This is a genomic window from Pseudomonas sp. Marseille-Q5117 (assembly GCF_946901175.1).
Classification (GTDB): Bacteria; Pseudomonadota; Gammaproteobacteria; order Pseudomonadales; family Pseudomonadaceae; genus Aquipseudomonas; species Aquipseudomonas iranensis.
Genome location: NZ_CAMPPP010000002.1, coordinates 333,074 through 355,876, shown reverse-complemented (window position 1 = coordinate 355,876; position 22,803 = coordinate 333,074). Strand labels below are relative to the sequence as shown.

19 protein-coding genes and 1 pseudogene are annotated in these 22,803 nt (G+C 61.1%); 6 read left to right on the top strand and 14 right to left on the bottom strand.

Annotated features, from left to right (window positions below):
• Positions 1–20: 20 nt before the first annotated feature.
• The 3 genes from ispA to OC605_RS04740 form a co-directional block, all read right to left on the bottom strand.
• The gene (gene ispA / locus OC605_RS04750) at positions 21–908 is read right to left on the bottom strand and encodes a (2E,6E)-farnesyl diphosphate synthase (RefSeq protein ID WP_262136418.1); all 888 of its coding nucleotides are present in this window, start codon (positions 906–908) and stop codon (positions 21–23) included.
• Positions 905–1,147, bottom strand: a complete 243-nt coding sequence (locus tag OC605_RS04745) for an exodeoxyribonuclease VII small subunit (protein ID WP_016772991.1) — start codon at positions 1,145–1,147, stop codon at positions 905–907. Before OC605_RS04745 ends, ispA begins: the two co-directional genes overlap by 4 nt.
• A 105-nt stretch (positions 1,148–1,252) precedes the next feature.
• Positions 1,253–2,386, bottom strand: coding sequence for a Fic family protein (locus tag OC605_RS04740; RefSeq protein WP_262136417.1), 1,134 nt, complete (start codon positions 2,384–2,386; stop codon positions 1,253–1,255).
• 278 nt (positions 2,387–2,664) lie between these two features.
• Between OC605_RS04740 and OC605_RS04735 the strand changes: the two genes are divergently transcribed.
• The 6 genes and pseudogenes from OC605_RS04735 (at position 2,665) to OC605_RS04710 (ending at position 12,846) form a co-directional block, all read left to right on the top strand.
• A complete protein-coding gene (locus OC605_RS04735; RefSeq protein WP_262136416.1) occupies positions 2,665–3,456 on the top strand; it encodes a YfaP family protein in 792 nt (263 codons plus the stop codon).
• Positions 3,457–3,491: 35 nt separating this feature from the next.
• Positions 3,492–5,204 carry a DUF2138 domain-containing protein gene (locus tag OC605_RS04730; RefSeq protein WP_262136415.1) on the top strand — a complete coding sequence of 571 codons (1,713 nt, stop codon included), beginning with the start codon at positions 3,492–3,494 and terminating at the stop codon, positions 5,202–5,204.
• On the top strand, positions 5,189–5,839 hold the full coding sequence (locus tag OC605_RS04725) for a DUF1175 domain-containing protein (RefSeq protein WP_038860946.1): 651 nt from the start codon (positions 5,189–5,191) through the stop codon (positions 5,837–5,839). The genes OC605_RS04730 and OC605_RS04725 overlap by 16 nt, the downstream gene beginning before the upstream one ends.
• Positions 5,836–10,410: an alpha-2-macroglobulin family protein gene (locus OC605_RS04720; RefSeq protein WP_262136414.1), complete on the top strand. Its 4,575-nt coding sequence runs from the start codon at positions 5,836–5,838 to the stop codon at positions 10,408–10,410. Before OC605_RS04725 ends, OC605_RS04720 begins: the two co-directional genes overlap by 4 nt.
• Position 10,411: 1 nt before the next feature.
• Positions 10,412–12,030: pseudogene (locus tag OC605_RS04715) on the top strand (DUF2300 domain-containing protein).
• 3 nt (positions 12,031–12,033) lie between these two features.
• Positions 12,034–12,846: a YfaP family protein gene (locus tag OC605_RS04710; protein WP_110602926.1), complete on the top strand. Its 813-nt coding sequence runs from the start codon at positions 12,034–12,036 to the stop codon at positions 12,844–12,846.
• Between the two features lie 45 nt (positions 12,847–12,891).
• On the opposite strand, the gene OC605_RS04705 is transcribed toward OC605_RS04710, so the two are convergent.
• From OC605_RS04705 to eat, 11 genes are all read right to left on the bottom strand, one after another.
• A complete protein-coding gene (locus OC605_RS04705) occupies positions 12,892–13,977 on the bottom strand; it encodes a macro domain-containing protein (RefSeq protein ID WP_262136413.1) in 1,086 nt (361 codons plus the stop codon).
• A 148-nt stretch (positions 13,978–14,125) separates the two neighbouring features.
• Positions 14,126–14,422 (bottom strand): type II toxin-antitoxin system RelE family toxin, encoded by a 297-nt coding sequence (locus tag OC605_RS04700; protein ID WP_041477706.1) that lies wholly within the window; start codon positions 14,420–14,422, stop codon positions 14,126–14,128.
• Positions 14,412–14,651: a type II toxin-antitoxin system RelB/DinJ family antitoxin gene (locus OC605_RS04695; protein ID WP_039761862.1), complete on the bottom strand. Its 240-nt coding sequence runs from the start codon at positions 14,649–14,651 to the stop codon at positions 14,412–14,414. Before OC605_RS04695 ends, OC605_RS04700 begins: the two co-directional genes overlap by 11 nt.
• A 425-nt stretch (positions 14,652–15,076) precedes the next feature.
• Positions 15,077–15,823, bottom strand: a complete 747-nt coding sequence (locus OC605_RS04690) for a helix-turn-helix transcriptional regulator (protein WP_073475694.1) — start codon at positions 15,821–15,823, stop codon at positions 15,077–15,079.
• Between the two features lie 320 nt (positions 15,824–16,143).
• A complete protein-coding gene (gene ppa / locus OC605_RS04685; protein ID WP_003205933.1) occupies positions 16,144–16,671 on the bottom strand; it encodes an inorganic diphosphatase in 528 nt (175 codons plus the stop codon).
• Positions 16,672–16,783: 112 nt separating this feature from the next.
• Positions 16,784–17,596 carry a zinc-dependent peptidase gene (locus tag OC605_RS04680; RefSeq protein ID WP_262136412.1) on the bottom strand — a complete coding sequence of 271 codons (813 nt, stop codon included), beginning with the start codon at positions 17,594–17,596 and terminating at the stop codon, positions 16,784–16,786.
• 4 nt (positions 17,597–17,600) lie between these two features.
• Complete coding sequence (locus OC605_RS04675) at positions 17,601–18,251, bottom strand: DedA family protein (protein WP_016773001.1); 651 nt, start codon at positions 18,249–18,251, stop codon at positions 17,601–17,603.
• A gap of 226 nt (positions 18,252–18,477) precedes the next feature.
• Positions 18,478–18,939, bottom strand: a complete 462-nt coding sequence (locus tag OC605_RS04670) for a GNAT family N-acetyltransferase (RefSeq protein ID WP_016773002.1) — start codon at positions 18,937–18,939, stop codon at positions 18,478–18,480.
• A 115-nt stretch (positions 18,940–19,054) separates the two neighbouring features.
• On the bottom strand, positions 19,055–19,879 hold the full coding sequence (eutC, locus tag OC605_RS04665) for an ethanolamine ammonia-lyase subunit EutC (protein WP_262136411.1): 825 nt from the start codon (positions 19,877–19,879) through the stop codon (positions 19,055–19,057).
• A gap of 5 nt (positions 19,880–19,884) precedes the next feature.
• Positions 19,885–21,279, bottom strand: coding sequence for an ethanolamine ammonia-lyase subunit EutB (locus OC605_RS04660; RefSeq protein ID WP_258603800.1), 1,395 nt, complete (start codon positions 21,277–21,279; stop codon positions 19,885–19,887).
• Between the two features lie 52 nt (positions 21,280–21,331).
• Positions 21,332–22,783, bottom strand: coding sequence for an ethanolamine permease (gene eat, locus OC605_RS04655; RefSeq protein ID WP_024014466.1), 1,452 nt, complete (start codon positions 22,781–22,783; stop codon positions 21,332–21,334).
• Between the last annotated feature and the right edge of the window lie 20 nt (positions 22,784–22,803).

The window sequence follows — 22,803 nt, the reverse complement described above, 5'->3', positions numbered from 1 at the left end:
CTTTTTTGGCCGATACGCCGTCAGTTGCGCCGCTCGACGATATACCGGGCCAGCTCGCGCAACGGCTCGGCGGCCGCGTCAAACGGTCGCAGCGCCTGCAGGGCCTGATCGCGCAGTTCCAGAGCGTAGGCCTTGGCGGCGTCGAGGCCGAGCAGGGCCGGGTAGGTCGGCTTGTCGCGGGCGATATCGGCACCCTGGCGTTTGCCGAGGGTGGCGGTATCGCTTTCCACGTCGAGGATGTCGTCCTGCACCTGAAAGGCCAGACCGATGGCCTGTGCATAAGTCTGCAACGCCTGAAGCTGATCAGGCTGGGCGCGGCCGCTGGCCAGGGCGCCGAGCCTGACGCTGACTTCAATCAGCGCGCCGGTCTTGTGCCGGTGCATCTGTTCCAGGGCTTGTTGATCGAGTTTGAGACCGACCGAACCCAGATCGATGGCCTGACCACCGACCATGCCCGCAGGGCCGGCTGCATGGGCCAGCGCCGTGACCATCTGCAGACGGATTTCGCTGCTGCAATCGCTCAGACGCGGGTCGAGCAGCGCGCTGAAGGCCAGGCTCTGCAAGCCGTCACCGGCGAGGATCGCGCAGGCTTCGTCGAATTTCTTGTGGGTCGTTGGCTGGCCGCGACGCAGATCGTCATCGTCCATCGCCGGCAGATCGTCATGCACCAGCGAGTAGGCGTGGATCAACTCGACCGCACACGCCGCGCCGCTGGCCTGTTCAGCCTTTGCGCCGAGGGCTTCGCACGCCGCGTAAGCCAGCAACGGGCGCACGCGCTTGCCGCCGTTCATTACGCTGTAGCGCATCGCTTCGTAGAGCCGCGCCAGTTCCGGCAGCGGCGCGTTGAACAGCGTTTCCAGCGCCGCGTTGACCCGGGCCTGACTGCTCGCCGAATACGCCGCGATCATTCTGGCTCATCCGCGTCGAAGGGTTCCTCGGCGAGCTCGCCATCGCGCTCCAGCAGCACCTGCACTTTCTGCTCGGCCTGGGCCAGCGCTGCCTGGCAGTCACGGGTCAGGCCGATGCCCTGCTCGAAAGCGGTCAGCGAGTCTTCCAGCGACAATTCACCGTTCTCCAGACGCTCGACCAGTGTTTGCAGGTCGGCGAGGGATTGTTCGAAATCCAGTGCAGCTTTTTTGCGGGCCATGGCGGCAAATTCCGGTAGACGTTAAACCGGCGCGACACTAGCAGATAGGGGGGGTATGGGCAAATGAGCGGACCGTCGCCAAGCCTCTCCATAACGGTGGGCGAGTCAATCCGGATAGTTGATTTTGTAACGCGTACTGCGTCCGCCGCCCGGCAGGCGTTGCAGGCAGCCCTTGTCCAGCAACTCCGCCAGATGCCGCGTCGCGGTGGCTTTGGAAACTTTCGCAACCGCTTGATATTGCCCTGCGTTGAGGCCCTGTTCGAAACCGCGCTCACCGCCATCGAGCAAGCGATTGAGCACTTTGATCTGCTCCGCTGAAAGGTCGGACTCGCGGTGCGCCTGCCAGAAGCGAGTCTTGCCCAACACCGAATCTATACGGGTGATGGCTTGCTGCAGGCTGCGCAGCAGTGTCTGCAAAAACCAGGTCAGCCATTCGGTGATATCGAGCGTGGCCTTTTGGCTCGACTCCAGAATCCGGTAATAACCGGCGCGATCCTCGAGAATGCTTGCGGACATCGCATAGAAGCGGATCGCCTGCGCTTCGCCTTGAGCCAGCGCCAGATCGGTGATGGTGCGGGTCAGACGACCGTTGCCGTCGTCGAAAGGGTGCAGAGTGACAAACCAGAAATGCGCGATGCCAGCGCGTAACAGCGGATCCAGCGAAACCTGATCGCGGCTGGCTTCGAACCAGCTCAAAAAACGCTCTATTTGCTGTTCCAGCCGTTGGCGCGGTGGCGCCTCAAAGTGAACCGTTGGCCGGTCGAGTCGTCCGGACACCACCTGCATCGGTTCGTCGCCGCGCAAGGTACCGACGAGTATTGGCCGCGCGCTGGACATCGCTTCCTCGGCGGGGAAAAGCCAGGTGTGCCATTCCAGCAATCGGGCCAGGGTCAGCGGCTCGTCGAAGCCATGGGTGGCATCGAGCATCAATTGCGCCAAGCCCTCGCTACGCTGGCTGACGCTATCGCGATCAACCCATTCCAGACCCAGGCGCCGGGCCAGAGAAGAACGCACGGAGCCGACATTCAGTTGCTCACCTTCGATGGCGGAGGAGGTGACGATGTTCTGAAGCAACGCATCGAGCTCGCTCTGTGCGCTCATCGAATCGCCCACTGAGCCGGCCATTCCCAAGAGTCGGCCCTGCGTCTGCACGCACTCGCGCAGCAGCGGGGCGAGGCGCTCTGCTTGCCAGTTGAAGTCGGGCCAATCGGGTTGTTGCCAGATCCAGTGTGCGGTCATTGATCACCTGTCATAGAAGCGTGAGCCGAATAAAAACGCTATTCGGCTCATTTGGTGAGCCGAATATGCCGGCTATTCGGCTCATCGTCTACCCGGATGGCGCGATTCCTACAGCAATCACACATGTATCCGATTGTTAAAAAACTGCCGAATCGCTACTCTTCGCGGCTTCTACGGCCCCGACAGTTGCGGGGTATTCAGACGAAACGCAGTTCACCGCTGTGAAGTACCGAGGATCGGGTGCAAGGTTTCGTTCAAGGCATGGCAGGAGGCGTCACATGCGTTCATTTCTTTTGCTGCTGATCGGCCTCGCCTGCGCGCCTGCGCTGTGGGCCGCGCCGACTGCGCAGTTGTCCGAGCCGGTGGGCGGCTGGCGTTATCACGGCCTGCTCGATCGTTCGGAAAATCCGCAGGTCGCCTACCCGACGCCGCCGATCGATCGCGGCATTCAGCGCAATCGCACGATGATCCAGGGCCAGCTCAAAGCCCTCGGCCACATGCGTCCGCCGCACAGCCTCGCCGTCAACGGCAATCCATTGAATCTGTACACCGATGATCAGGGACGTTTTGCCCGGCCCTACGCATTTGGCGCCGGTTCCAACAGCGTCGAAGTGATCAGCGCCGAAGGCCAGTCGCTCAAGCGCGTGCAATTTTATGAAGCAAATAATCTGCGCACGCCGGCGAAGATTCGTCTTGTCTTGGGATGGGACGACCCGAAAGCCGAGCTGGATCTGCATATTGTCACCCCCGACGGTCAGCATGCCTTTTGGGCACGGCCGGCGCTGAGCAATGGCGGCGGCCTCGACCCGGATGGTGTCGACGGCCCCGGCCCGGAAATGTTCACCATGACCGCGCCGCTGCACGGCACGTATCTGGTCTACGTCAACTATTGGGGCAACTACGGCGATGGTGGCTATAACTTCGAGGAGGCCAGCAATCAGAACGAGGTGATCACCTCGCAGATCACCTTGGTGCTCAACGAAAACACCGTCGACGAAAAACGCGAAACCTTCATCGTGCCCCTGCGGGCGATCGGTGATCTGCTGCTGGTCAAGACTTTCAACTATTAAGCATCCCGCCACGGATGAACTCGGATGTTGTGAACATGAGCGATAACACTGTGACTCCAGCTGCCGCGACACCGGCGGCCAAACCTTCGCGGCGCTGGCCGCTGGTATTGCTCGGCCTGTGCCTGGTGGCCGGTGTGGCGGGCGGTTTCGGCTGGCTGCTGCTCAAGCCCAAAGCGCCGCCGGCGACACTTGCCAGTGACAGGCTCGGCCTCGGCCGTCCGGATGCCTTGCTCGAAACCCGTTCACTGAGCCAGTTGCCCAAGGACCTGCTGACGGTGCCGTTTCTCAAGGCCACGCTCACCGAGGATTTCGTCTTCTATTACGAAACTCACGCCGACCGCCTCGGCCTGATCGGCAGCCTGCGCCGGATCATCTACGAGCATGACCTCAAATTGCAGGACAGCCTGATCGAGCAGCTTTTTGATCAACCGGCCGATGTTGCGCTGTGGCGCGGTGCGGATGGCCGCTTGAAGGATTTCCTGCTGGTGATGGATCGGGGCGGGTTGGCCAAGCTGCTCGAACCGTTGGCGAAAGTGGCGCTGGATGACACCCAGCTCAGCATCTTCGGCACTCTCAAAGTCGGCGGCGATGACGTGCCGCTGTATCAACTCAGCTACAACGCCAGCAAATCACTGCTGTTCGCGTCGCGCGGCGACAAACTGGTGGTGTTGTCCAATCCAGCCAAGTACTACGACCCCGAGAGCGGCGTCTCGGAAGAGTCGGGCCGCGTTTCCGCGCAAGCGCTGGCGGCGTTGCTCAACGGTGAAAAACTCTTCCCCGAAGCGTTCGGCTTGCCAGCGAAAAGTCCGGAAACCAAGCAGCGTCTGTCGGTCAATTCCAGCGTGCTCGCCATGGGCTATCAGCGCTTCATCCCGAATTTCGCCGGCCTGCGTTTCGACATGGACGACAAGGGTTGGCACAGCTATCTGGCCATGGATGAACTTGAAAACCAGCCGGACTTCGATTTCAAACCGGTCTGGCAGGCGATGCCGTTGGGGGCGAGCGCTTGCGTGACCCTGCCGGTGGCGGCCGAGCCGCAGAAACCGATATTGATCAAACTCGGTGCCGATGAAGCTGTTGCGCAAACGCTGACCGAACACGTCGCTGGCGCGGCCGGCCTGTGCTGGTACGCCGATTCGCGGTTGTACACACCGCTGCTGGTCGCCAGCCTCAAAGACGAGGACAGCAGCAAGCTTGACGGTGATCTGGGCAAACTGTTCGGCTCGATGGTCGGCGCGTTCGAAGCCAATGTCGCCGAAAGCGTATTCCCGGTGATCGACAAGCAGGAAGGCCAGAGCCACGTCTGGCAGCGTCAGGTCAGTTCCAGTTTCGGTCCGTACGCGGCGAAGACCGCTGAAAACCCGGAGGCGATTTCCGGCAAGGCGTTCATGAAAGTCAGCCTCGCCCGTCACGGCTCGACGCTGCTGTTCTCCCTCGACGACAAACTCGTCGACAAAGCCCTCGGCACCCTCTACAAGCGCTTCCCGCCGATGGCCGACGTTTTGCCAAAAGACGTACTGATGCCGATCTACTTCGGCCCGGACGCGATGGCGCAACTGATGCAGCGCGAAACCCTCGACAGCCTGCCGCAGGACATGGAACCGGTGTTTTATAACGCTGCGCAAACCTACCTGATGCCGAAACTGCGCACCCTCGGCGGCTACGGCAAATATGCCCTGACCTTGCCCGAAGGCAGTGAGCCGGACGGCCACTGGCAATGGCTGCCGCTGGAATGGAAAGCGCTGTGAGCGCACTGATCCGCAGCCTCGGCTTGCTTGCGTTGCTGCTGAGCGCAGGCGCCCGAGCAGTTGAAGCGCCAGCGCTCGACCCGGCGCAATCCCAGGTGTTTCGCGCCTGGTTTGTGCGTATTGCTCAAGAGCAATTGAGCCAGGGCCCGAGCCCGCGCTGGTATCAGCAGGACTGCGCCGGGCTGGTGCGCTTTGCCGCCAACGAAGCGCTGAAAGTCCATGACGACAAATGGCTGCGCAGCAATGGTCTGTCCAATCGCTATCTGCCGCCGGAACTGGCGCTGAGCGACGAGCAACGCAAGCTCGCGCAACAGTGGCAGCAGGGCGGCGGCAAGGTCGGGCCGTACGTCAACGCGATCAAACTGATTCAGTTCAACAGCCATCTGGTCGGCCGCGATGTGTCGCAGGCGCGGCCCGGTGACCTGATGTTTTTCGATCAGGGCGACGACCAGCACCTGATGATCTGGATGGGCCGCTACATCGCCTATCACACCGGCACCACCACCCCCACTGACAACGGCATGCGTTCGGCAAGCCTGCAGCAACTCATGACATGGAAGGACACCCGATGGATACCCGACGCAGCCAACCCCAACTTCATCGGCGTCTATCGACTGAACTTTCTCTCCCAATGACCGGTGCCCGCATGTTGCGTATCTGTTCGCGAATTTCCTTGCTGTTGGCGTTGTTGCTGCCGATTACCTGCGTCAACGCCGAAGACTCGGTGGAGCCGAGCAATTACACGCCGGTGGCCGGGGAGAGTTTCTTCCTGCTCGCCGACAGCAGTTTTGCCAGCGACGAGCCGGCGATGGTCCGCCTCGAAGCCCCGGGTCGTGACTACCGGCGCTTTCGCATGGAGCCGTACGGCGGCGCCGACATTCGCGTATACCGCATCGACAAGCCGCTGGATTTCCTCAAGCGCCAGAAGAACCTGCATCGCGTCGTCAGTGACGGCCAGTTCAAGGGCGAAGGTCTGTCCAACACCCTCGCGTATCTGTGGGACAACTGGTATCGCAAATCCCGGCGGGTGATGCAGCGTGCGTTCTCCTACGAGTCGCGCAAGCAGGTCACCGAAGAAGTGCCGGAGCTGAAAATGGGCGAGGCCATGGCCGCGCCGACGCCGTACGACGCGCAGCCGCAATTCGCGCTGATCCCGGGTCTGCCGGTGGTCAGCCAGTTCCGTTATCCACTGTGGCAGGCCAAGCCGATTCAGCCGCCGGCCGGGGTCAATCTGGCCGGCTCGTCCAGCGACTTTGTCAGCGTCGCACCGGGCAACGTGTACATCCCGCTGGGTAACCTGAAACCGGGGCTGTATCTGGTTGAAGCGCTGATCGGCAAGTACCGCGCGACCACCATGGTTTTCGTCTCCAACACCGTCGCAGTGAGCAAGATTGCCGGTGATGAATTACTGGTCTGGGCCGCGCGCAAGCACGAAGGCAGTTCGGTGCCGAAGGTCAATGTGCTGTGGACCGATGGCCTCGGCGTGATGAGTAGCGGTGCTACCGATGCCGACGGTTTGCTGCGCCTGAAACACGTCAGCCCGGAGCGCTCGTTCGTCATCGGCGAGGACGAAGAGGGCGGCGTGTTCGTCTCGGAAAACTTCTACTACGACAGCGAAATCTACGACACCAAACTTTACGCCTTCACCGACCGGCCGCTGTATCGTCCGGGCGATTGGGTGTCGCTGAAAATCGTCGGTCGCGAGTTCAAGAATGCCCGTGATTCGGTGCTGCCGGGCGCGGCGGATGTCAGTGTAAGCGTGCTTGATGCCACGGGGACCGAATTGCAGACCCTCGATCTGAAACTGGATTCCAAGGCCGGTACTCAGGGCCGTTTCCAGTTGCCGGATAACGCCGTGGCCGGTGGTTACGAGATCCGTTTCAACTACAAGGAGCAGGCCTACAGCAGTGCTTTCCGTGTGGCTGAATACATCAAGCCGCACTTCGAAATCTCGCTGAATCTGGCCAAGCAGGATTACCGTACCGGTGAGCCGGTGAAAGGCAGTCTGGTGTTGCTCTACCCGGACGGCAAACCGGTGGCCAACGCCAAATTGAGCCTGAGCCTGCGCGCCCAGCAACTGTCGATGGTCGACAACGAGCTGCAATACCTCGGGCAATTTCCGGTGGAGCTGACCAGCACCGAACTGACCACCGACAGCAAGGGCAACGCGACCCTCGATCTGCCAGCCGCCGACAAGCCCAGCCGCTACATGCTCACTGTGTTTGCCAGCGACGGCGCGGCGTATCGGGTCAAGACCACCAAGGAAATCCTCATCGACCGTGGTGCGGCGAGTTTCCGCTTGAGCGCGCCGCAGCGGTTCAGCGCGGTCGGCGACAAGGTCGCCTTCAGCTACGCGAATGAAGGTGGCACCGAACAGAGCAAAGCCGTAACACCGAGCAGCTACGCCTGGGTGCGCCTGGAAGATCAGAGCACCGGCGAAAGCAAACTCGCCGCAACGGATAAAGGTTTCAGCCTCGCCTTCGAACGTCCGGGCACCTACAACCTGACGCTTAAGGATCAACACGGTCGCATCCTCGGCGCCACCGGCCATTCGGTCACCGGCGAGGGTGTGAAAGCGGTGCCGGGTACCGTGGAAATCGTCCTCGACAAGCCCGAGTACAAGGCGGGCGAAGAAGCGCTGGCGCTGATCACCTTCCCTGAGCCGGTCAGCGATGCACTGCTGTCGCTGGAGCGCGACAAGGTCGAGGCCACTGCGCTGCTGGCCAAGGGCGCTGACTGGTTGAAGCTGGAAAAACTCAGCGACACCCAATACCGCGCGCGCATTGCGGTGAAAGACAACTTCGCGCCGAACCTGACCTTCTCCGTGCTCTACACCAAGGGCGGTCAGTACAGCTTCCAGAACGCCGGGATCAAAGTGGTCGCGCCGCAAATCGACGTGGCGATCAGCACCGACAAAGCGGTGTATCTGCCGGGCGATACGGTCACGGTCGACCTGACGACTCAGTTCGCCGGCAAAGCGGTTCCGGCGCATCTGACGGTCAGCGTGGTCGACGAAATGGTCTACGCGCTGCAACCGGAAGTCGCGCCGAGCATCGACCAGTTCTTCTATCACCCACGGCGCAACAACGTGCGCACCAGTGCCAGCCTGTCATTCATCAGCTACGACGTGGCATTGCCGGGCAGCCCCGGCGCACCGGGCAAGGCCAATCGCAGCGAGCGCGGCGTGAAGGTGCTTGAGCGTCCGCGCCGTGAAGACGTCGACACCGCTGCGTGGCAGCCGGAGTTGTTGACCGGCGCCGACGGCAAAACCCGCTTCACCTTCAAGATGCCGGACTCGCTGACCCGCTGGCGCATCACCGCGCGGGCGATTGCCGATGACGGTCAGGTCGGGCAGAAGAAGCAGTTTGTCCGTTCGGAAAAACCGCTGTACCTGAAGTGGAGCGGGCCGAGCAGATTCCGCAAGGGCGATCAGCCGCAACTGGGTGTGTTCGCTTTCAGTCAGGCGGAGAAACCGGTCAAGGCTGAACTGGTGACTCACTATGCCGGTAACGAACAACGTATGCCGGTGACTCTGAACAGCGGCATCAATTACCTGCCACTGCCGGCGTTCGCTTTGGCCTCTGGCGAGTGGACGGCGGAGCTGGTGCAGGACGGCAAAGTCGCCGATGCCCTGGCTGTGCGCTTGAGTGCCACCGGTGAAGGCTGGCAGGTCACCCAGACACAAAGCTTCGAGGTGGTCAGCGGCGATACGCCGTTGAGTTTGCCGGCGGATGCCACGGATATCCGCCTGCGTCTGGATGACAGTCCGCAAGCGCTGTTCCGTTCCGCTCTCGATGATCTGCTCAGCTACCCGTACGGCGGTGTCGAGCAGACGGCCAGTCGCTTGCTGCCATTGAGCATCGCCTATCCATCGCTGGCTTCGCACCCGCAGATTCGCGATCGCTTGCGCCTGATCATGCAGAACAGCCGCCTGCGCCTGGTGCAAATGGCCGGGCCGTCGGCGAGCTTCACCTGGTGGGGCTACGACGGCGAGCCGGATGCATTTCTCACCGCCTATGCCTATTACGCCGACTGGAACGCCAGCCGCGTGCTCGAGCTGACCCTGTCGCCGGAGCACTGGCAGCGAGTTCTGGAGGTTTATGCCAAGCAGGCGCCGAATACGCCATTGCTGCAACGGGCGCTGATTCTGTCGTTCGCCAAACAGATGCAGCTGCCAGTGAACACGCTGCTCAGCGGTTTGATCGACGATCTGGCCAAGGCCGGTGAAGGCGCTGCCGAAACCTTGCTCGACGACGGCCAGGACAGTCTGGTGATGAACGACCCGGATTCGGCACTTGGTCTGGCGACGGCACGGGTACTCACTGCATCGTTGGCCTCGCAGGCGAAAGTTGCTTTGCCGGAGGCATTCAATCGTCAACTGGGCGCAGCGCAACAACGTCTGGCGGTCAGCTCGCAGCCCTTCGTCGAAGCGCTGAACCTGTCGCTGCAACCGTTTGATCAGGCCCGTGCGACGGCGTTGCTGCAACGCCTGTTGCCGCAGCAATCGACGCTGGAACGTGCGCTGGCGCTGACCTGGCTGCAACGCAGCATCGCTCAGGCTTCGCCGACCATCGCGCTGATGCCGGGTGAGGGCTGGAAGAAAAACCACGGCGCCAGCGGCGAGTTGTACTGGACATGGCAAGGCGCAACGCCGCTGCCGAATGTGCTGAGCGTGTCCGGCACGCAAGAGCGACCGCTGCGTGCAGCGCTGAGCTTCCAGACGCAACAGCCGCAGGTCGATCCGATGGCCGTGACCATCACCCGGCGCCTGTCGCGTCTGGTGCCGGGCGACGAAGCGTTCACCTTCAAACTCGAGCCGGTCGGCACTAAACCGTTGTCCAGCGACAGCCTGTACCTGGACGAGGTGATCCTCACCAGCAAGGCAGCGAAACCGCTGCGCTACGGCATGCTTGAAGTGCCGCTGCCACCGGGCGCGGATGTCGAGCGCACAACGTGGGGCATCAAGTTGCAGGGCAAGGACGGCACCGAACCGACCGCGCTGGAGAAGGCGCGTTTCGAACCGGGACAACTGGCATACGCGGTGCCGGTCGACGCGCTGAGTGGCGAGTTGCGCCTGCGTCATCTGGTGCGCTTCTCGCAGAAGGGGCAGTTCAACCTGCCACCGGTACGCTTCAAGCAGGTGTATGCACCGCAGCATCAGGCCCAGGAGGCGAAAGCCGCCCTCGGTCAGGTCACGGTCAACTGACATGCGCCGGCCGCTGTTGTGGCTGCTGATGGGTGTGATGCCTGCGCTGGCGACAGCGCAGGACGAGCCGTTGCGCGTGGCCTATCAGGGCGAGTTGTTGTCGTTGAGTCAGACGCAACTGATCAAGCGCGAACCGTTGCCAGCGTCGCTGGATGCGCCGCTGGGCAGTCTGTGGAAGTTGTTCGTCTACGCGTGGCTGGTGGACACCGGTGCACGGGAACCGGCTTATGAATGTCGCGGGCAGTCCAGAGAAGAAGTTTATTGCTGCTCGGCGGGCGGCAAGATCGAGCGGGATCAGGCACTGGTGAAGTCCTGCGGTCTGTATTTCGAACCGGCGCGGTTGGGCATTGCAGCGACGGATTGGCGAGCGTATTGGCAGGCGCGGCAAGCGCCGTCGTGGTTGCTGGATTTGCCAGCCGTGCAACCGGCAACAAGGGTTTCGGTTGCCGAGTTATTGAGCGTTCTGGCGTTGCTGCCAGCGCAGGAACAGATGCGCCGCGTGCTGCTCGATGTCGTGCTGAACGCGGCGGACGGCAATGTCGCCGGCGAGTTGGGCGGACGCCTGCGTGTGAAAACCTGGAGCTGGCTCGGCGACCAGGATGCACAATCGCGGCAAGGTGGATTCGCCGGCTGGAGCGCCGACGGCGCACCGATCTGGGCGGGCGGGCGCGGCACCAGTCAGATGGTACTGCGTCATTACGGCCAAGCGTTGGCCAGCGTATTGCCGACGGCTTGGCCGGTGGACGCGGGGCGTTGCGTGGAAGTCAGGCTGTTTTCGAAATATCCGGTTTCCAAGGTTTTGTCAGGTGACCGTGTCGCCCCGTACGGGCCATTGCGCGGCGACTACCGCGTCGAATTCGCCAACGGCAACGCGCTGGACATCCACAGCGACGGCGAATTGTTTCTGCTTAACGACAAACTCGTCGCAAGGCTTGATCGCGAAGAATATGTCGCCCGCGTCCTTGAGCGCGAAGCCAAACCGGAACCTGCCGAAGCCGCCAAGGCCCTGGCCGTAGCGATCCGCACTTATCTGCTGCAAAACGCCACACGCAACGGCGATTGCCTGAGCATCGACGACAGCAGCAATCGCCAGCGCGTCGCACCGCGCCGGCCTCGGCCGAGTCACGCAACATCGCGGCGTGGACGGCGGACCTGGTACTGGCTGGCAGCACCGTCACCTATCACTCCGACCAGCCCGGCCCGGACAAACTCGCCTGGCAGCAAGCCGTCGAGCAAGCGAACGCCGGCCAACGTTACGACGCGATTCTGCTGCACGCCTATCCACGCGCCAGCCTCACCCGTTGGGACAACCCGGTCGCCTCCTGCGAAGCATTGCCCGCCGCGCAAGACTGGCTGCAAAAGCAGCGACGCGGCTGGCGTCCGAGGCTTGAAAGCGAAACCGGCTACAACGAAGTCAGCACTTTCGCCGTATGCAAACTCGCCTTCGGCCGGCCCTTCGTCGACCGCGAGCGTCAGCGCATTTATGTGCGCGGCGTACTGACCCTGCAGGATCGCCTCGACCTGACTCATGAATATCTGCACCTGGCCTTCGAAGCACACCCCAACGGCCAGGATGAAACCTACATCGAAGGGCTCGCCCGTCACCTTTTGCTGGAATAGACCATGACACTCCGTTATCCACAGGTCTTGCTGCTGCTCTGTGCCCTCAACGTGCTGCCGCAAGCATTCGCCGCCGATGGCGTCAAACTCGACACCCCGGTGGGAGGCTGGCGCAGCGGCGCACCGCAAGGCGAGGGCGAAAGCTTCCGCCAGACCGTCAACTACCCGGCCTCGTCGGTCAACACACCGCTTGGCCAGGCCAATACCGCCAGAATCAGCGGCCAGATCAAAGCCGTGCCGAAGAACAACGAACCCGGCCGCCTGATCGTCAACGGCGTCAGCATGCCGCTGAAAATCGACCCCGCCGGCGGCTTCGATCGCCCGTTCTCCTTCCCCAACGGCAGCAACAGCGTCGAAGTGCGTAGCGCCGACGGCCAGCAACGCCACCGCACGCAATTCCTCAACGCCCGCGGCGGCGCCACCCCGGCCAAACTGCGCGTCCTGCTGGCCTGGGACAGCGACGGCACCGACCTCGACCTGCACCTCGTCACCCCCGACGGCGCCCACATCTGGTACGGCAACCGCAGCGCCGCCAACGGCGCCGCCCTCGACGTCGACGTCACCACCGGCTACGGCCCGGAAATCGCCGCCATGCCCGCGCCGATCAAAGGGCAGTATCTGGTGTACGTGAATTATTACGGCGGCGGATATCGCGGGGATGACGAAGGTGGGGATGAAGCGGTTCAGGCGCTGACCACGGCGCAGGTGACGGTGATTACTGAAGAAGGCACGCCGAGCGAGAAGATGGAGACGTTTGTAGTGCCGATGCGGACGGCGGGGGAGCTGACGTTGGTGAAGTCGTTCAGTTATCCGTGACGGAAATTGGGCAGCAGGTTGCTGCCCAATTTTATCGAGCGTCTTTCAGGCCGCTAATCCAGGCCGGAAAGTACTGGATGTCAGGCGCTTGAGCGCAATATCAAGGGCCTGATCATCGAACAGTTTGCTCTTGCGAGCCGCAGCACCGGCGCCACCTTCCCAATGCTTCAATGCTTCGCGTAGCGCTGGAACAGTCGCAGATACCCCTTCCTGGCTCAACAACCAATCGACCGTGGCCAATAACTCCATACCGAATGGCGATTCAAAACCGTCAATCAGTTGAGCCGTACGTTCCAACGCTTGCGAATATGCCTTGGCCTCAGTCTTGAGATACGTTTGTAAAAACGCTTTGCGATCTTGATCAAACCAGATCACATCATTAATGCCTGCGTCGCTGATGCGCTTGTCACAGTGCAGATAGCTGCCATCGAGGTTATCAAGCAGGTGTTCAAGCCGGTTGGCGTATGGGCCATATTTATGTGTGACGAACTTCAGGTTCAGAGGGTTCTCGGTATCTGGCAGCTGCTCGATAGCGCGCTCGAGAAACCAGGCGAGCTTCTGAATCTCCAGCAGACTGCACTCCATGCCTAAAACCCAGTAGCGACGAACCAGTTCGGCGATAAGCGCCCGGGCTGGCGTGAGCTTCTCTACGCCCGCGCGTTTGGCGACATTCAGGTACTGATTGGACGGCTCGAACACCAAGACATCAGCATCGAGATCTCCCAACACTTCGACAATCTGTTCACGGACGTCAGGCCACTTCAAACCGCCGTTACCAGCACCTAACGGTGGAACCGCAACGGATTTCACATCGTTTTCAAGCAGGAACCGCCGCAGGTCATGCAAACCTTCGGTGATCCATGCCATCTGCGACGGCGACCGCCAGTGTCGCTTGGTGGGGAAATTCACGATCCAGCGAGGGCCGTCGAGTTCGTTGGTGGCAGTCACATGCATTTTGCCGGTTTCTACTTCACCGGCCTTACACGCCGCTGCATACACGCGGTAATTCTGCGCAAAGCGCTCTTTGAACATCAATGCGATGCCCTTGCCCATCACGCCTACGGTATTCACCGTGTTGACGAGGGCTTCTGTTTTGGCTTCCAGCAGGTTGCCTTGGGTGAATCTGATCATTGGAAATACCATTTGGGACGCCCATGGACAGGCAACGTCAGGCTCTGGGTGCGACGTCTGCTTCTGAGGGTGTATGCGTTGTACTTTTTACAAATGATCAGCACTTGCACCTCGGCGGCGTGCGTCCGGCAAATGGGATGTTTCGAAATCAGGTCCGGGATGGCAAGCGATCTTGCGCAACCTCGTAGGCTGCCTCCCGCTCACGTTTGCCTATGGCGACCACGAACACCAGGATTTCGTGATCAAGTACCTGATAGATCAAGCGATAACCGGCGCTTTTCAATTTCACTTTATAGCAGTCTGGTAGCTCGCGAAGCCGATTGGCTTCGATTCGAGGATTCTCCAAGACCTCAGCCAGTTTTTTTTTGAACTGTTGGCGAACCGTATCGCCCAGCTTGTTCCACTCTTTTAACGCACGTCGATCAAACTCAAGCTCATAAGTCATCCAGACTCACCTTGACCCGCTGAGGGGATGCGAGACGTTCGGTGACTACGGCAATCAGCGCTTCATCCTCTTCACTGAGCAGCGCCGCTTTGAAGGGTAACTTGCCTCGCTCTGCTACATATTGGAGGGTTTGGCGCAGAAGCTCCGACGGCGTGACGCCGAGCTTTTCGAGTTCTGCGAATGAGCGCTGTTTCAGATCATCATCGATGCGGATGTTGATGGAAGCCATGATGGGATACCTGTAATGACGGTTGTCGTTACGGTAACAAGGGGATCGCGTTCTCGACAAGTGAGAATTTAAGTTCCGGACGGTAGGCGTAGCCTTTTTGCAGGCATTAAAAAGCCGGCTTGTGGCCGGCTTCTCGGGGACTGGCTTGGTTTATTTTTGGTAAACCGCGCCAGCCTTCAAAACGTACATCCGGATCTGCGTCCGGCTGTGGGACTTGGTCAGACGTTGGTCTGCCGCGTCGGGCGTCATCCGAGCCGCTGGGCGGGTCGATGCGCGAATGTGGGGCGCAGGATACTGAGTTTTGCTCTGGATTCCCAGCCTCGAGTGCGGTTTAGAGCGACTGAAGCGGTACAAATCCTGGATTTACAGCGGTTATCAGGGCCCTCTTCGCGAGCAGGCTCGCTCCCACAGGTTCGAGTGAAATGTCATAGAAACGGCACCACCGGCCGGCGCTTGCCCAGTGTCGACCACCAGAATACCCAGCCAAGAATGTGAATCCGCTGCTCTTCGATCTGCGCGGGCCGGAAAACCTCGTCGGGGTATTCGGCGCTGTTGTGGCTGCGCATGCGCAGGCCGTTGCCGGGCATGCGGTGCAGGTATTTGATGCGCAGCATGCCGTCGTGCTCTACGGCGTAGATTTCGCCGTCGACGACCTGGGTCAGGCCGCGGTCGATGGCGACGATGGAACCGTCTTCGATGCGATCGGCCATGCTATTGCCGATCATGTGCGCGCAGATGGCGTTGGCGTGCTGGATGTCGAGTTGATCGAGGTGGGCGCGGGGCAGGCGCAGGGACTGGTCGGGGTCGAGGATGACGTGGGTTTTACCGTCGCCGTTGGCGATCGGGGTTTCCTTGAAAAATGCCAGGTCGATGTCGCTGGGGTTGATGACGGTGTAGACGCCGCAGATGGACTGGGCATCGAACGTGTCGCCATTGCTGGCGGGTGGGTGCAGGCGCGCGACCTCCTTGACGCCTTCCCCGGTTTTCAGCCATTCACTATTGACCGACAACAGGCGTGAGACTTCTTCCATGCGATACGCCGGGACGCCCCGGGTGTACCAGTTATGAACGTTTTGGGCTTCCGTGCCCCAGAACCTTGCGAAATCCGTGGTGCTGATGTTCGCTGCTTCCAGGAGTGCCTTGAATCGTGGACCGCTAGTGTTCTTTCTCATAAACACGGAGTCTACGGCCGGACTAGAGCGGTTTGAATAAACCGGGCGTTCAAAAAAAGCCTGTATTTTGCGACGGGATGTAAGACGTACTTGTGGGAAATTAAACAGATTAAAACTGCATGTAGGAATTTAAACGGTTTGTTTAGTCGGGCTTTTTCAAGAGCCCCTCACCCCAACCCTCTCCCGGAGGGAGAGGGGGCCAACCAAGGTATATTTCGAGTTACATCGACCATAACAACCGAGTCGATTATGCAGACGCCAATAACAAAAAACCCCGGAAATCCGGGGTTTTTTTCAAGCGTCACGCAAAGCGCAATGGCTTAGCCCTTGTAGGCGGCAACCGACTTGGTGATCGCTTCGCGGGCGGCGTCTGCGCCGGCCCAGCCTTCGATCTTGACCCACTTGCCCTTCTCGAGATCCTTGTAGTTCGCGAAGAAGTGCTCGATCTGCTGGATCAGCAGGGGTGGCAGATCGGTGTATTCCTTCACGTCGACGTACAGCTGCGACAGCTTGTCGTGTGGCACGGCGATGACTTTGGCATCGCCGCCGCCGTCGTCGGTCATGTTCAGGATGCCGACCGGACGGGCGCGGATTACCGAGCCTGGCGCTACCGGGTAAGGGGTAACGACCAGCACGTCGAGGGGATCACCGTCGTCAGCCAGGGTGTTCGGGATGTAACCGTAGTTGGCCGGGTAGAACATTGGGGTGGCCATGAAACGGTCAACGAACAGGCAATCGCTGTCTTTGTCGATTTCGTATTTGATCGGCGCGTGGTTGGCCGGGATCTCGATCGCGACGTAGATGTCGTTCGGCAGGTCTTTGCCAGCCGGAATCTTGCTGTAGCTCATTGGGCGTTGCCCCCGTAGTTGACCAAAAACACTTGGCCGGATTGACCAAAAAGTGGCGGCGATTATAGGCACATTCCTACGCCGACGCCACGTACCAGAAGTCGTGCAGAGCTTACTCGTGCGCCTGATAGACCGGGTCTGTGGCCTGAAGTTGCCGCAGTCTGCCCAACGGATCCTGCCGGTAGAAAAACTGCAGTTGCAAGTAGACCTGTGGATAAGCCTCGTGGAGCAGATCCGGGGCGCTGAAGAAGTATTCGCTGGTGACGGCGAAGAACTCCGCCGGGTTCTCGGCGGCGTAGGGATCAATGGCGGTTTCGGCGTCTGGATCGTGGTCGAGCTGGCGGTTGAGGTCGTCGTAGGCGGCCTGCATCACTTCAGCCCAGTCGCTGACCCGCATGTCGGTGTGCAGTGGCGGCAGGCCGTTGGCGTCGCCGTTGAGCATATCGAGCTTGTGCGCCAGTTCGTGGATGACCAGGTTGTAGCCTTCCCAGCCACCGCTGGCCTGTACGCCGGGCCAGGCGAGAATCACCGGCCCCTGTTGCCAGGCTTCGCCGCTGTGTTCGCCGTCCCACTCATGCTCGACGCCGCTGGCATCGCGATGACGTTGCGGGCTGAGGAAGTCATCCGGGTACAGCACGATCTCGTGGAAACCCTGGTACCAGTTCAGATCGCCGAGATGCAGCAACGGCAACTGCGCTTGGGCGGCGAGCAGCAGGCGCTGTTCCTGATGCAGTTCGACGCCGGGCAGGGCGGTCAGGTGTTTGTCGTCGAGAAACAGCACACAGGCTTCGCGCAACCACTGGTCTTCAGCAGCGCTGATGCCATCGAGGAAGGAGAGTTGATGGCGCACCCGTTGCCACAGGTCGTCGGCAATCGGGTGCCTGGCCAGGAGGCGCCGGCGTCGCCAGGCGCTCAGTGACCACATCGGATCAGTGCGATTGCACTTTGGTGCCGCCGAACCGGCTGCGCACCACGCCGATGATCATCGGCACCAGCGACAGCAGGATGATTGCCACCACCAGCAGCGAGAGGTTTTTCTTGATGAACGGCACGTTGCCGAAGAAGTAACCCAGAGTGACCAGACCGCCGACCCAGAGGATGGTGCCGAGCACGCTGAAGCCGAAGAAACGCGGGTACGGCATCCGCGCAACACCGGCGACGAACGGCGCGAAGGTGCGGATGATCGGCAGGAAACGCGCCATGGTCACGGTCTTGCCGCCGTGCTTGTCGTAGAAATCGTGGGTTTTTTGCAGGTAGTCGCGACGGAAGATTTTCGAGTTCGGGTTGCTGAACAGCTTCTCCCCGGCCGTGCGTCCGATCACGTAGTTGGTACTGTCGCCCATGATCGCCGCCAGCATCAGCAGGCCGCCGAGCAGCACCGGATCCATGCCGCCGCCGGCCGCCACTGCGCCAGCGATGAACAGCAGCGAGTCGCCCGGCAGGAACGGCATCACCACCAGACCGGTTTCACAGAAGATCACCAGAAACAGGATGGCGTAGATCCATGGCCCATAGTTGTTCACCAGCAAATCGAGATACACATCGAGATGCAGGATAAGGTCGAGCGGGTTGAAATCCATGGGGGCACCTGTATGACGGCCCGACTCGGCAGGCCTGTGCGGATGACTTCGTGTAAGCCTACAGCGGGGTGTAGTTTTTCTTACAAGCCGGAAAGATCGGGATTATACGGTCTGACCGCTGAAAAGCGCGCCGGTTTTGTAGCGGGGAGTGTCGCGAAGTGAGCAATTGTCAGGGAAGGGGTGGCCGTGGCGAGGGAGCGAACTCCCTCATCACTGAAGCTTGGAGTCAGAGCTCGTCGCTGATTGGCAGTACGTAGTTCTTGAACTCGGTGTCTTCCTTGAAGCCGATTGATTCGTAGGTTTTCTGCGCCACTTCGTTGTTTGCGCTGGTCGATACGCGCATGCGCACGGCCTGGGTTTCCTTGGCCATTTTCTTCGCAGTGCGGATCAGGTTGTCGGCGACCAGTTGCCGGCGCGCATCTTCGGCAACGTAGATATCGTTGAGAATCCACACGCGTTTGAGCGACAGCGACGAAAAGCTCGGATAGAGCTGGCAGAAGCCCATGAGTTTCTTGTCGTCATCGTCGGCCAGGGCCAGATAGATCACCGACTCTTTGCGGCGCAGGCGTTTTTCGAGGAACGCGCGGGAGGAATCCGGGTAAGGCAGGGAGCCGTAGAACTCGCGATATTTGACGAACAAAGGAGTCAGCAAATCCAGATGTTCGAGGGTCGCTTGAATAATCCGCATGATAGGTCTCGTCTTCAAGTGGCTGTCTTCAACTGCTCTGACGGCGATGGGAAACCCGGGCGGCCGTGCGTCGATCCTGCCTGAAAGCAGCGCAGAAAGGCAATGCGGAAACGGTTCAGGCTGGCGGTGGATCGAGCAGGAAATTGCCTTTCATGTCGACAGCGTCGTCCGCCTCCAATGTGTGCAACTGAGCTTCATCCTTCAGATTGACCCCCGACAGCTGCCGCCGACAGGCCTCGCGCATCAGATACAGCAAGCGATGCGCCGCCATGCCGTAGCTCAAACCTTCAAGCCGGACATTGGAAATGCAATTGCGATAGGCGTCGGTGAGGCCGACCTTCGGCGCGTAGGTGAAATACAGCCCGAGGCTGTCCGGCGAACTCAGGCCCGGGCGCTCGCCGATCAGCATCACCACCATTTTCGCCCCGAGCAGTTGGCCGATCTCGTCACCGATGGCGACGCGGCCCTGCTCGACCAGCACCACCGGCGCCACGGACCAGCCGTCGCCGCTCATCTGTTCTTCCAGGCGCGTCAGGAACGGCAGGGTGTGGCGGTGCACCGCCAGCGCCGACAGGCCATCAGCGACGACCATCACCAGATCGACGCCGCCCGGATGTTGGCTGGCGTAGTCGCGCAAGGTCTGCGCCGATTCATCGCTGAGCTTGCGCGCCGGGTCCGGGCGTGGCAGATAGGTGTGTCGGTCCGGCGCGGCGCTTTGCAGCGCCAGGGTTTCCCGCCCGCGCTCGCTCAGTTGTGCGCTGATTTCGCTGTGATCGAAGGCCAGGTGCACGGCATCGCGGGCCTGGGCGTGGGCAAACTGGAAATCCAGCTGCGCCCGCGTCGGCAGACTGGTGCCGGTGCGGCCCAGGGCAATGCGCGCCGGGGTCAGGCGGCGCAGTTCCAGCCACGGGTTTTGCGGATCGACCGGAGGTTTTTCCATAAGAGTCATCCCAAGTGCGCCAAGGCCTGGCGGAAAGCCGGCGGCAGGTTGTTGCCGAAGCGAACCTTGCCGTCCGCCTGGGTGAAGATGCCCATGTTGGCCAGCCATTGCTCGAACTCCGGCGCCGGTTTCAGGCCCAGGGTCTGGCGGGCGTACAAGGCGTCGTGAAACGAAGTGGTCTGGTAATTGAGCATGATGTCGTCGGAGCCGGGGATGCCCATGATGAAATTGATCCCGGCGACGCCGAGCAACGTCAGCAGGGTATCCATGTCGTCCTGGTCGGCTTCGGCGTGGTTGGTGTAGCAGATGTCGCAGCCCATCGGCACGCCGAGCAACTTGCCGCAGAAGTGATCTTCAAGGCCGGCGCGGATGATCTGCTTGCCGTTGTACAGGTACTCCGGGCCGATAAATCCTACGACGGTGTTCACCAGGAACGGCTTGAAATGTCGCGCCACGGCGTAGGCCCTTGTCTCGCAAGTCTGTTGATCGACGCCGTGGTGGGCGTTGGCCGACAGCGCGCTGCCCTGACCGGTTTCGAAATACATCAGGTTCTGCCCGAGGGTGCCGCGCTTGAGACTGAGCCCGGCGTCGTAGCCTTCCTGCAAGACATTGAGGTTGATGCCGAAACTGGCATTGGCTGCCTCAGTGCCGGCAATCGACTGGAACACCAGATCCAGCGGCACGCCACGGTTGATCGCCTCGATCGAAGTGGTGACGTGGGTCAGCACGCAGGCCTGGGTCGGGATGTCATAGCGCTGGATGATCGCGTCGAGCATTTCCAGCATCGCGCAGATCGAAGCGATGCTGTCGGTGGCCGGGTTGACCCCGATCATTGCATCGCCGTTGCCGTAGAGCAGGCCGTCGAGAATGCTCGCGGCGATGCCGGACGGCTCGTCGGTCGGGTGGTTGGGTTGCAGGCGGGTCGACAGGCGCCCGCGTAAACCGAGGGTGCCGCGAAATTGGGTGACCACGCGGATTTTCTGCGCGACCAGCACCAGATCCTGCACGCGCATGATTTTCGACACGGCGGCGACCATTTCCGGGGTAAGGCCAGGGGCGAGGGCGCGCAGGCTGGTTTCGTCCGCCGCATCACTGAGCAGCCAGTCGCGAAAGCCGCCAACGGTGAGGTGGCTGACCACGGCGAAGGCTGGTTTGTCGTGGGTGTCGATGATCAGTCGAGTGACTTCATCGGCTTCGTAGGGAATCAGCGCTTCTTGCAGGAAGTGGGTGAGCGGGATGTCCGCCAGGGCCATTTGCGCGGCCACCCGTTCGCCGTCGTTGAGCGCGGCGATCTCGGCGAGAAAATCCCCCGAGCGGGCGGGGCTGGCCTTGGCCATGACGTCTTTGAGGCTGTCGAAGCGGTAAGTCTGCGCGCCGACCGTGTGAGCAAAACTGGCCATTCAGCGTTCTCCGTGACGGCGCAGAATGCGTCTGCGCCGTGGTTTTCGACAATCAGTGCAAGGCTTGTTCAGCTTTTTGAATCGCCGCGAATTCTTCTTCCGGCGTGCCCGCTACCAAGTGATGCCGACTGTAGAAAGCAAAGTAAGCAATTAACACTCCATAGATGATCGCCGCGCCGATCACCACCCGTGGATCGACGAGGAAGCCCGCCACCACGGCGATGCACGCCAATACCAGCGCCACACCCGAGGTGAAAATGCCACCCGGCGTGCGGTACGGCCGGTCCATTTTGGGGCGACGGATGCGCAGGGTGATGTGCGCGGCCATCATCAGCACATAGGAAATGGTAGCGCCGAACACCGCGACCAGAATCAGCAGGTCGCCCTGGCCGGTCAGCGACAGACCGAAGCCGATGATGCCGGGAATCACCAGGGCCAGCACCGGCGCCTTGCTTTTGTTGGTCTGCGACAGTTTGCGCGGCAGGTAACCGGCCCGCGACAGCGCGAAGATCTGCCGCGAGTAGGCGTAGATGATCGAGAAGAAGCTGGCGATCAGTCCGGCCAGACCGACGAGATTGACGAAGCTGCCCATCCAGGTCGAGCCACCGTAGGCCTTGCTCAGTGCTTCGACCAGTGGATTACCCGAGGTCAGCAGCGAATTCGCACCAGCGCCGCCGGGACCGACGATCAGGATCAGCAGGGCGAACATCAGCAGCACCAGCATCGCCCCGATCAGCCCGCGCGGCAGGTCTCGCTTGGGGTTTTTGGTTTCTTCGGCGGCCAGCGGCACGCCTTCAACGGCAAGGAAAAACCAGATCGCATAGGGAATCGCCGCCCATACGCCGACATAGCCGAACGGCAGAAACGGACTGGCGCCGACCGCAGTGGTCACCGGGATGTCGAGCAGGTTGGCGACGTCGAAGTGCGGCACCATCGCCACCAGAAACACCCCCAACGCCAGGGCGGCGACGGCGGTAATGATGAACATCAGCTTGAGCGCTTCGCCGACCCCGAAAATGTGGATGGCGATGAAGATGATGTAGAACGCCAGATAGATCATCCAGCCGCCAATGCCGAACAGCGACTCGCAATAGGCACCGATGAAGACTGCGATGGCAGCGGGGGCGATGGCGTATTCGATGAGGATCGCGGTGCCGGTGAGGAACCCGCCCCACGGTCCGAAAGCACTGCGGGCGAATCCGTAGCCTCCGCCGGCGGTGGGGATCATTGAGGACAGTTCGGCCAGGGAAAAGCACATGCACAGGTACATGGTCGCCATTAGCAGCGTGGCCAGAAACATGCCGCCCCAGCCACCTTGGGCGAGGCCGAAGTTCCAGCCGGCGTAATCTCCGGAAATCACATAGGCGACGCCGAGGCCGACCAGCAGGACCCAGCCGGCGGCGCCTTTTTTCAGTTCGCGTTGTTGGAAATAATCGGTGCCGACTTTTTCGAAGTCGACGGAGGAGCCGGTCGCCGGAGCGCCGGCCGGGGATTCGCTTGGCATAGGGTTCACCATTTTTATTG

Coding starts and splice junctions, on each gene's coding strand:
- ispA (WP_262136418.1), bottom strand. CDS start 908: ATGATCGCGGCGTATTCGGCGAGCAGTCAGGCCCGGGTCAACGCGGCG.
- OC605_RS04745 (WP_016772991.1), bottom strand. CDS start 1,147: ATGGCCCGCAAAAAAGCTGCACTGGATTTCGAACAATCCCTCGCCGAC.
- OC605_RS04740 (WP_262136417.1), bottom strand. CDS start 2,386: ATGACCGCACACTGGATCTGGCAACAACCCGATTGGCCCGACTTCAAC.
- OC605_RS04735 (WP_262136416.1), top strand. CDS start 2,665: ATGCGTTCATTTCTTTTGCTGCTGATCGGCCTCGCCTGCGCGCCTGCG.
- OC605_RS04730 (WP_262136415.1), top strand. CDS start 3,492: ATGAGCGATAACACTGTGACTCCAGCTGCCGCGACACCGGCGGCCAAA.
- OC605_RS04725 (WP_038860946.1), top strand. CDS start 5,189: ATGGAAAGCGCTGTGAGCGCACTGATCCGCAGCCTCGGCTTGCTTGCG.
- OC605_RS04720 (WP_262136414.1), top strand. CDS start 5,836: ATGACCGGTGCCCGCATGTTGCGTATCTGTTCGCGAATTTCCTTGCTG.
- OC605_RS04710 (WP_110602926.1), top strand. CDS start 12,034: ATGACACTCCGTTATCCACAGGTCTTGCTGCTGCTCTGTGCCCTCAAC.
- OC605_RS04705 (WP_262136413.1), bottom strand. CDS start 13,977: ATGATCAGATTCACCCAAGGCAACCTGCTGGAAGCCAAAACAGAAGCC.
- OC605_RS04700 (WP_041477706.1), bottom strand. CDS start 14,422: ATGACTTATGAGCTTGAGTTTGATCGACGTGCGTTAAAAGAGTGGAAC.
- OC605_RS04695 (WP_039761862.1), bottom strand. CDS start 14,651: ATGGCTTCCATCAACATCCGCATCGATGATGATCTGAAACAGCGCTCA.
- OC605_RS04690 (WP_073475694.1), bottom strand. CDS start 15,823: ATGAGAAAGAACACTAGCGGTCCACGATTCAAGGCACTCCTGGAAGCA.
- ppa (WP_003205933.1), bottom strand. CDS start 16,671: ATGAGCTACAGCAAGATTCCGGCTGGCAAAGACCTGCCGAACGACATC.
- OC605_RS04680 (WP_262136412.1), bottom strand. CDS start 17,596: ATGTGGTCACTGAGCGCCTGGCGACGCCGGCGCCTCCTGGCCAGGCAC.
- OC605_RS04675 (WP_016773001.1), bottom strand. CDS start 18,251: ATGGATTTCAACCCGCTCGACCTTATCCTGCATCTCGATGTGTATCTC.
- OC605_RS04670 (WP_016773002.1), bottom strand. CDS start 18,939: ATGCGGATTATTCAAGCGACCCTCGAACATCTGGATTTGCTGACTCCT.
- eutC (WP_262136411.1), bottom strand. CDS start 19,879: ATGGAAAAACCTCCGGTCGATCCGCAAAACCCGTGGCTGGAACTGCGC.
- OC605_RS04660 (WP_258603800.1), bottom strand. CDS start 21,279: ATGGCCAGTTTTGCTCACACGGTCGGCGCGCAGACTTACCGCTTCGAC.
- eat (WP_024014466.1), bottom strand. CDS start 22,783: ATGCCAAGCGAATCCCCGGCCGGCGCTCCGGCGACCGGCTCCTCCGTC.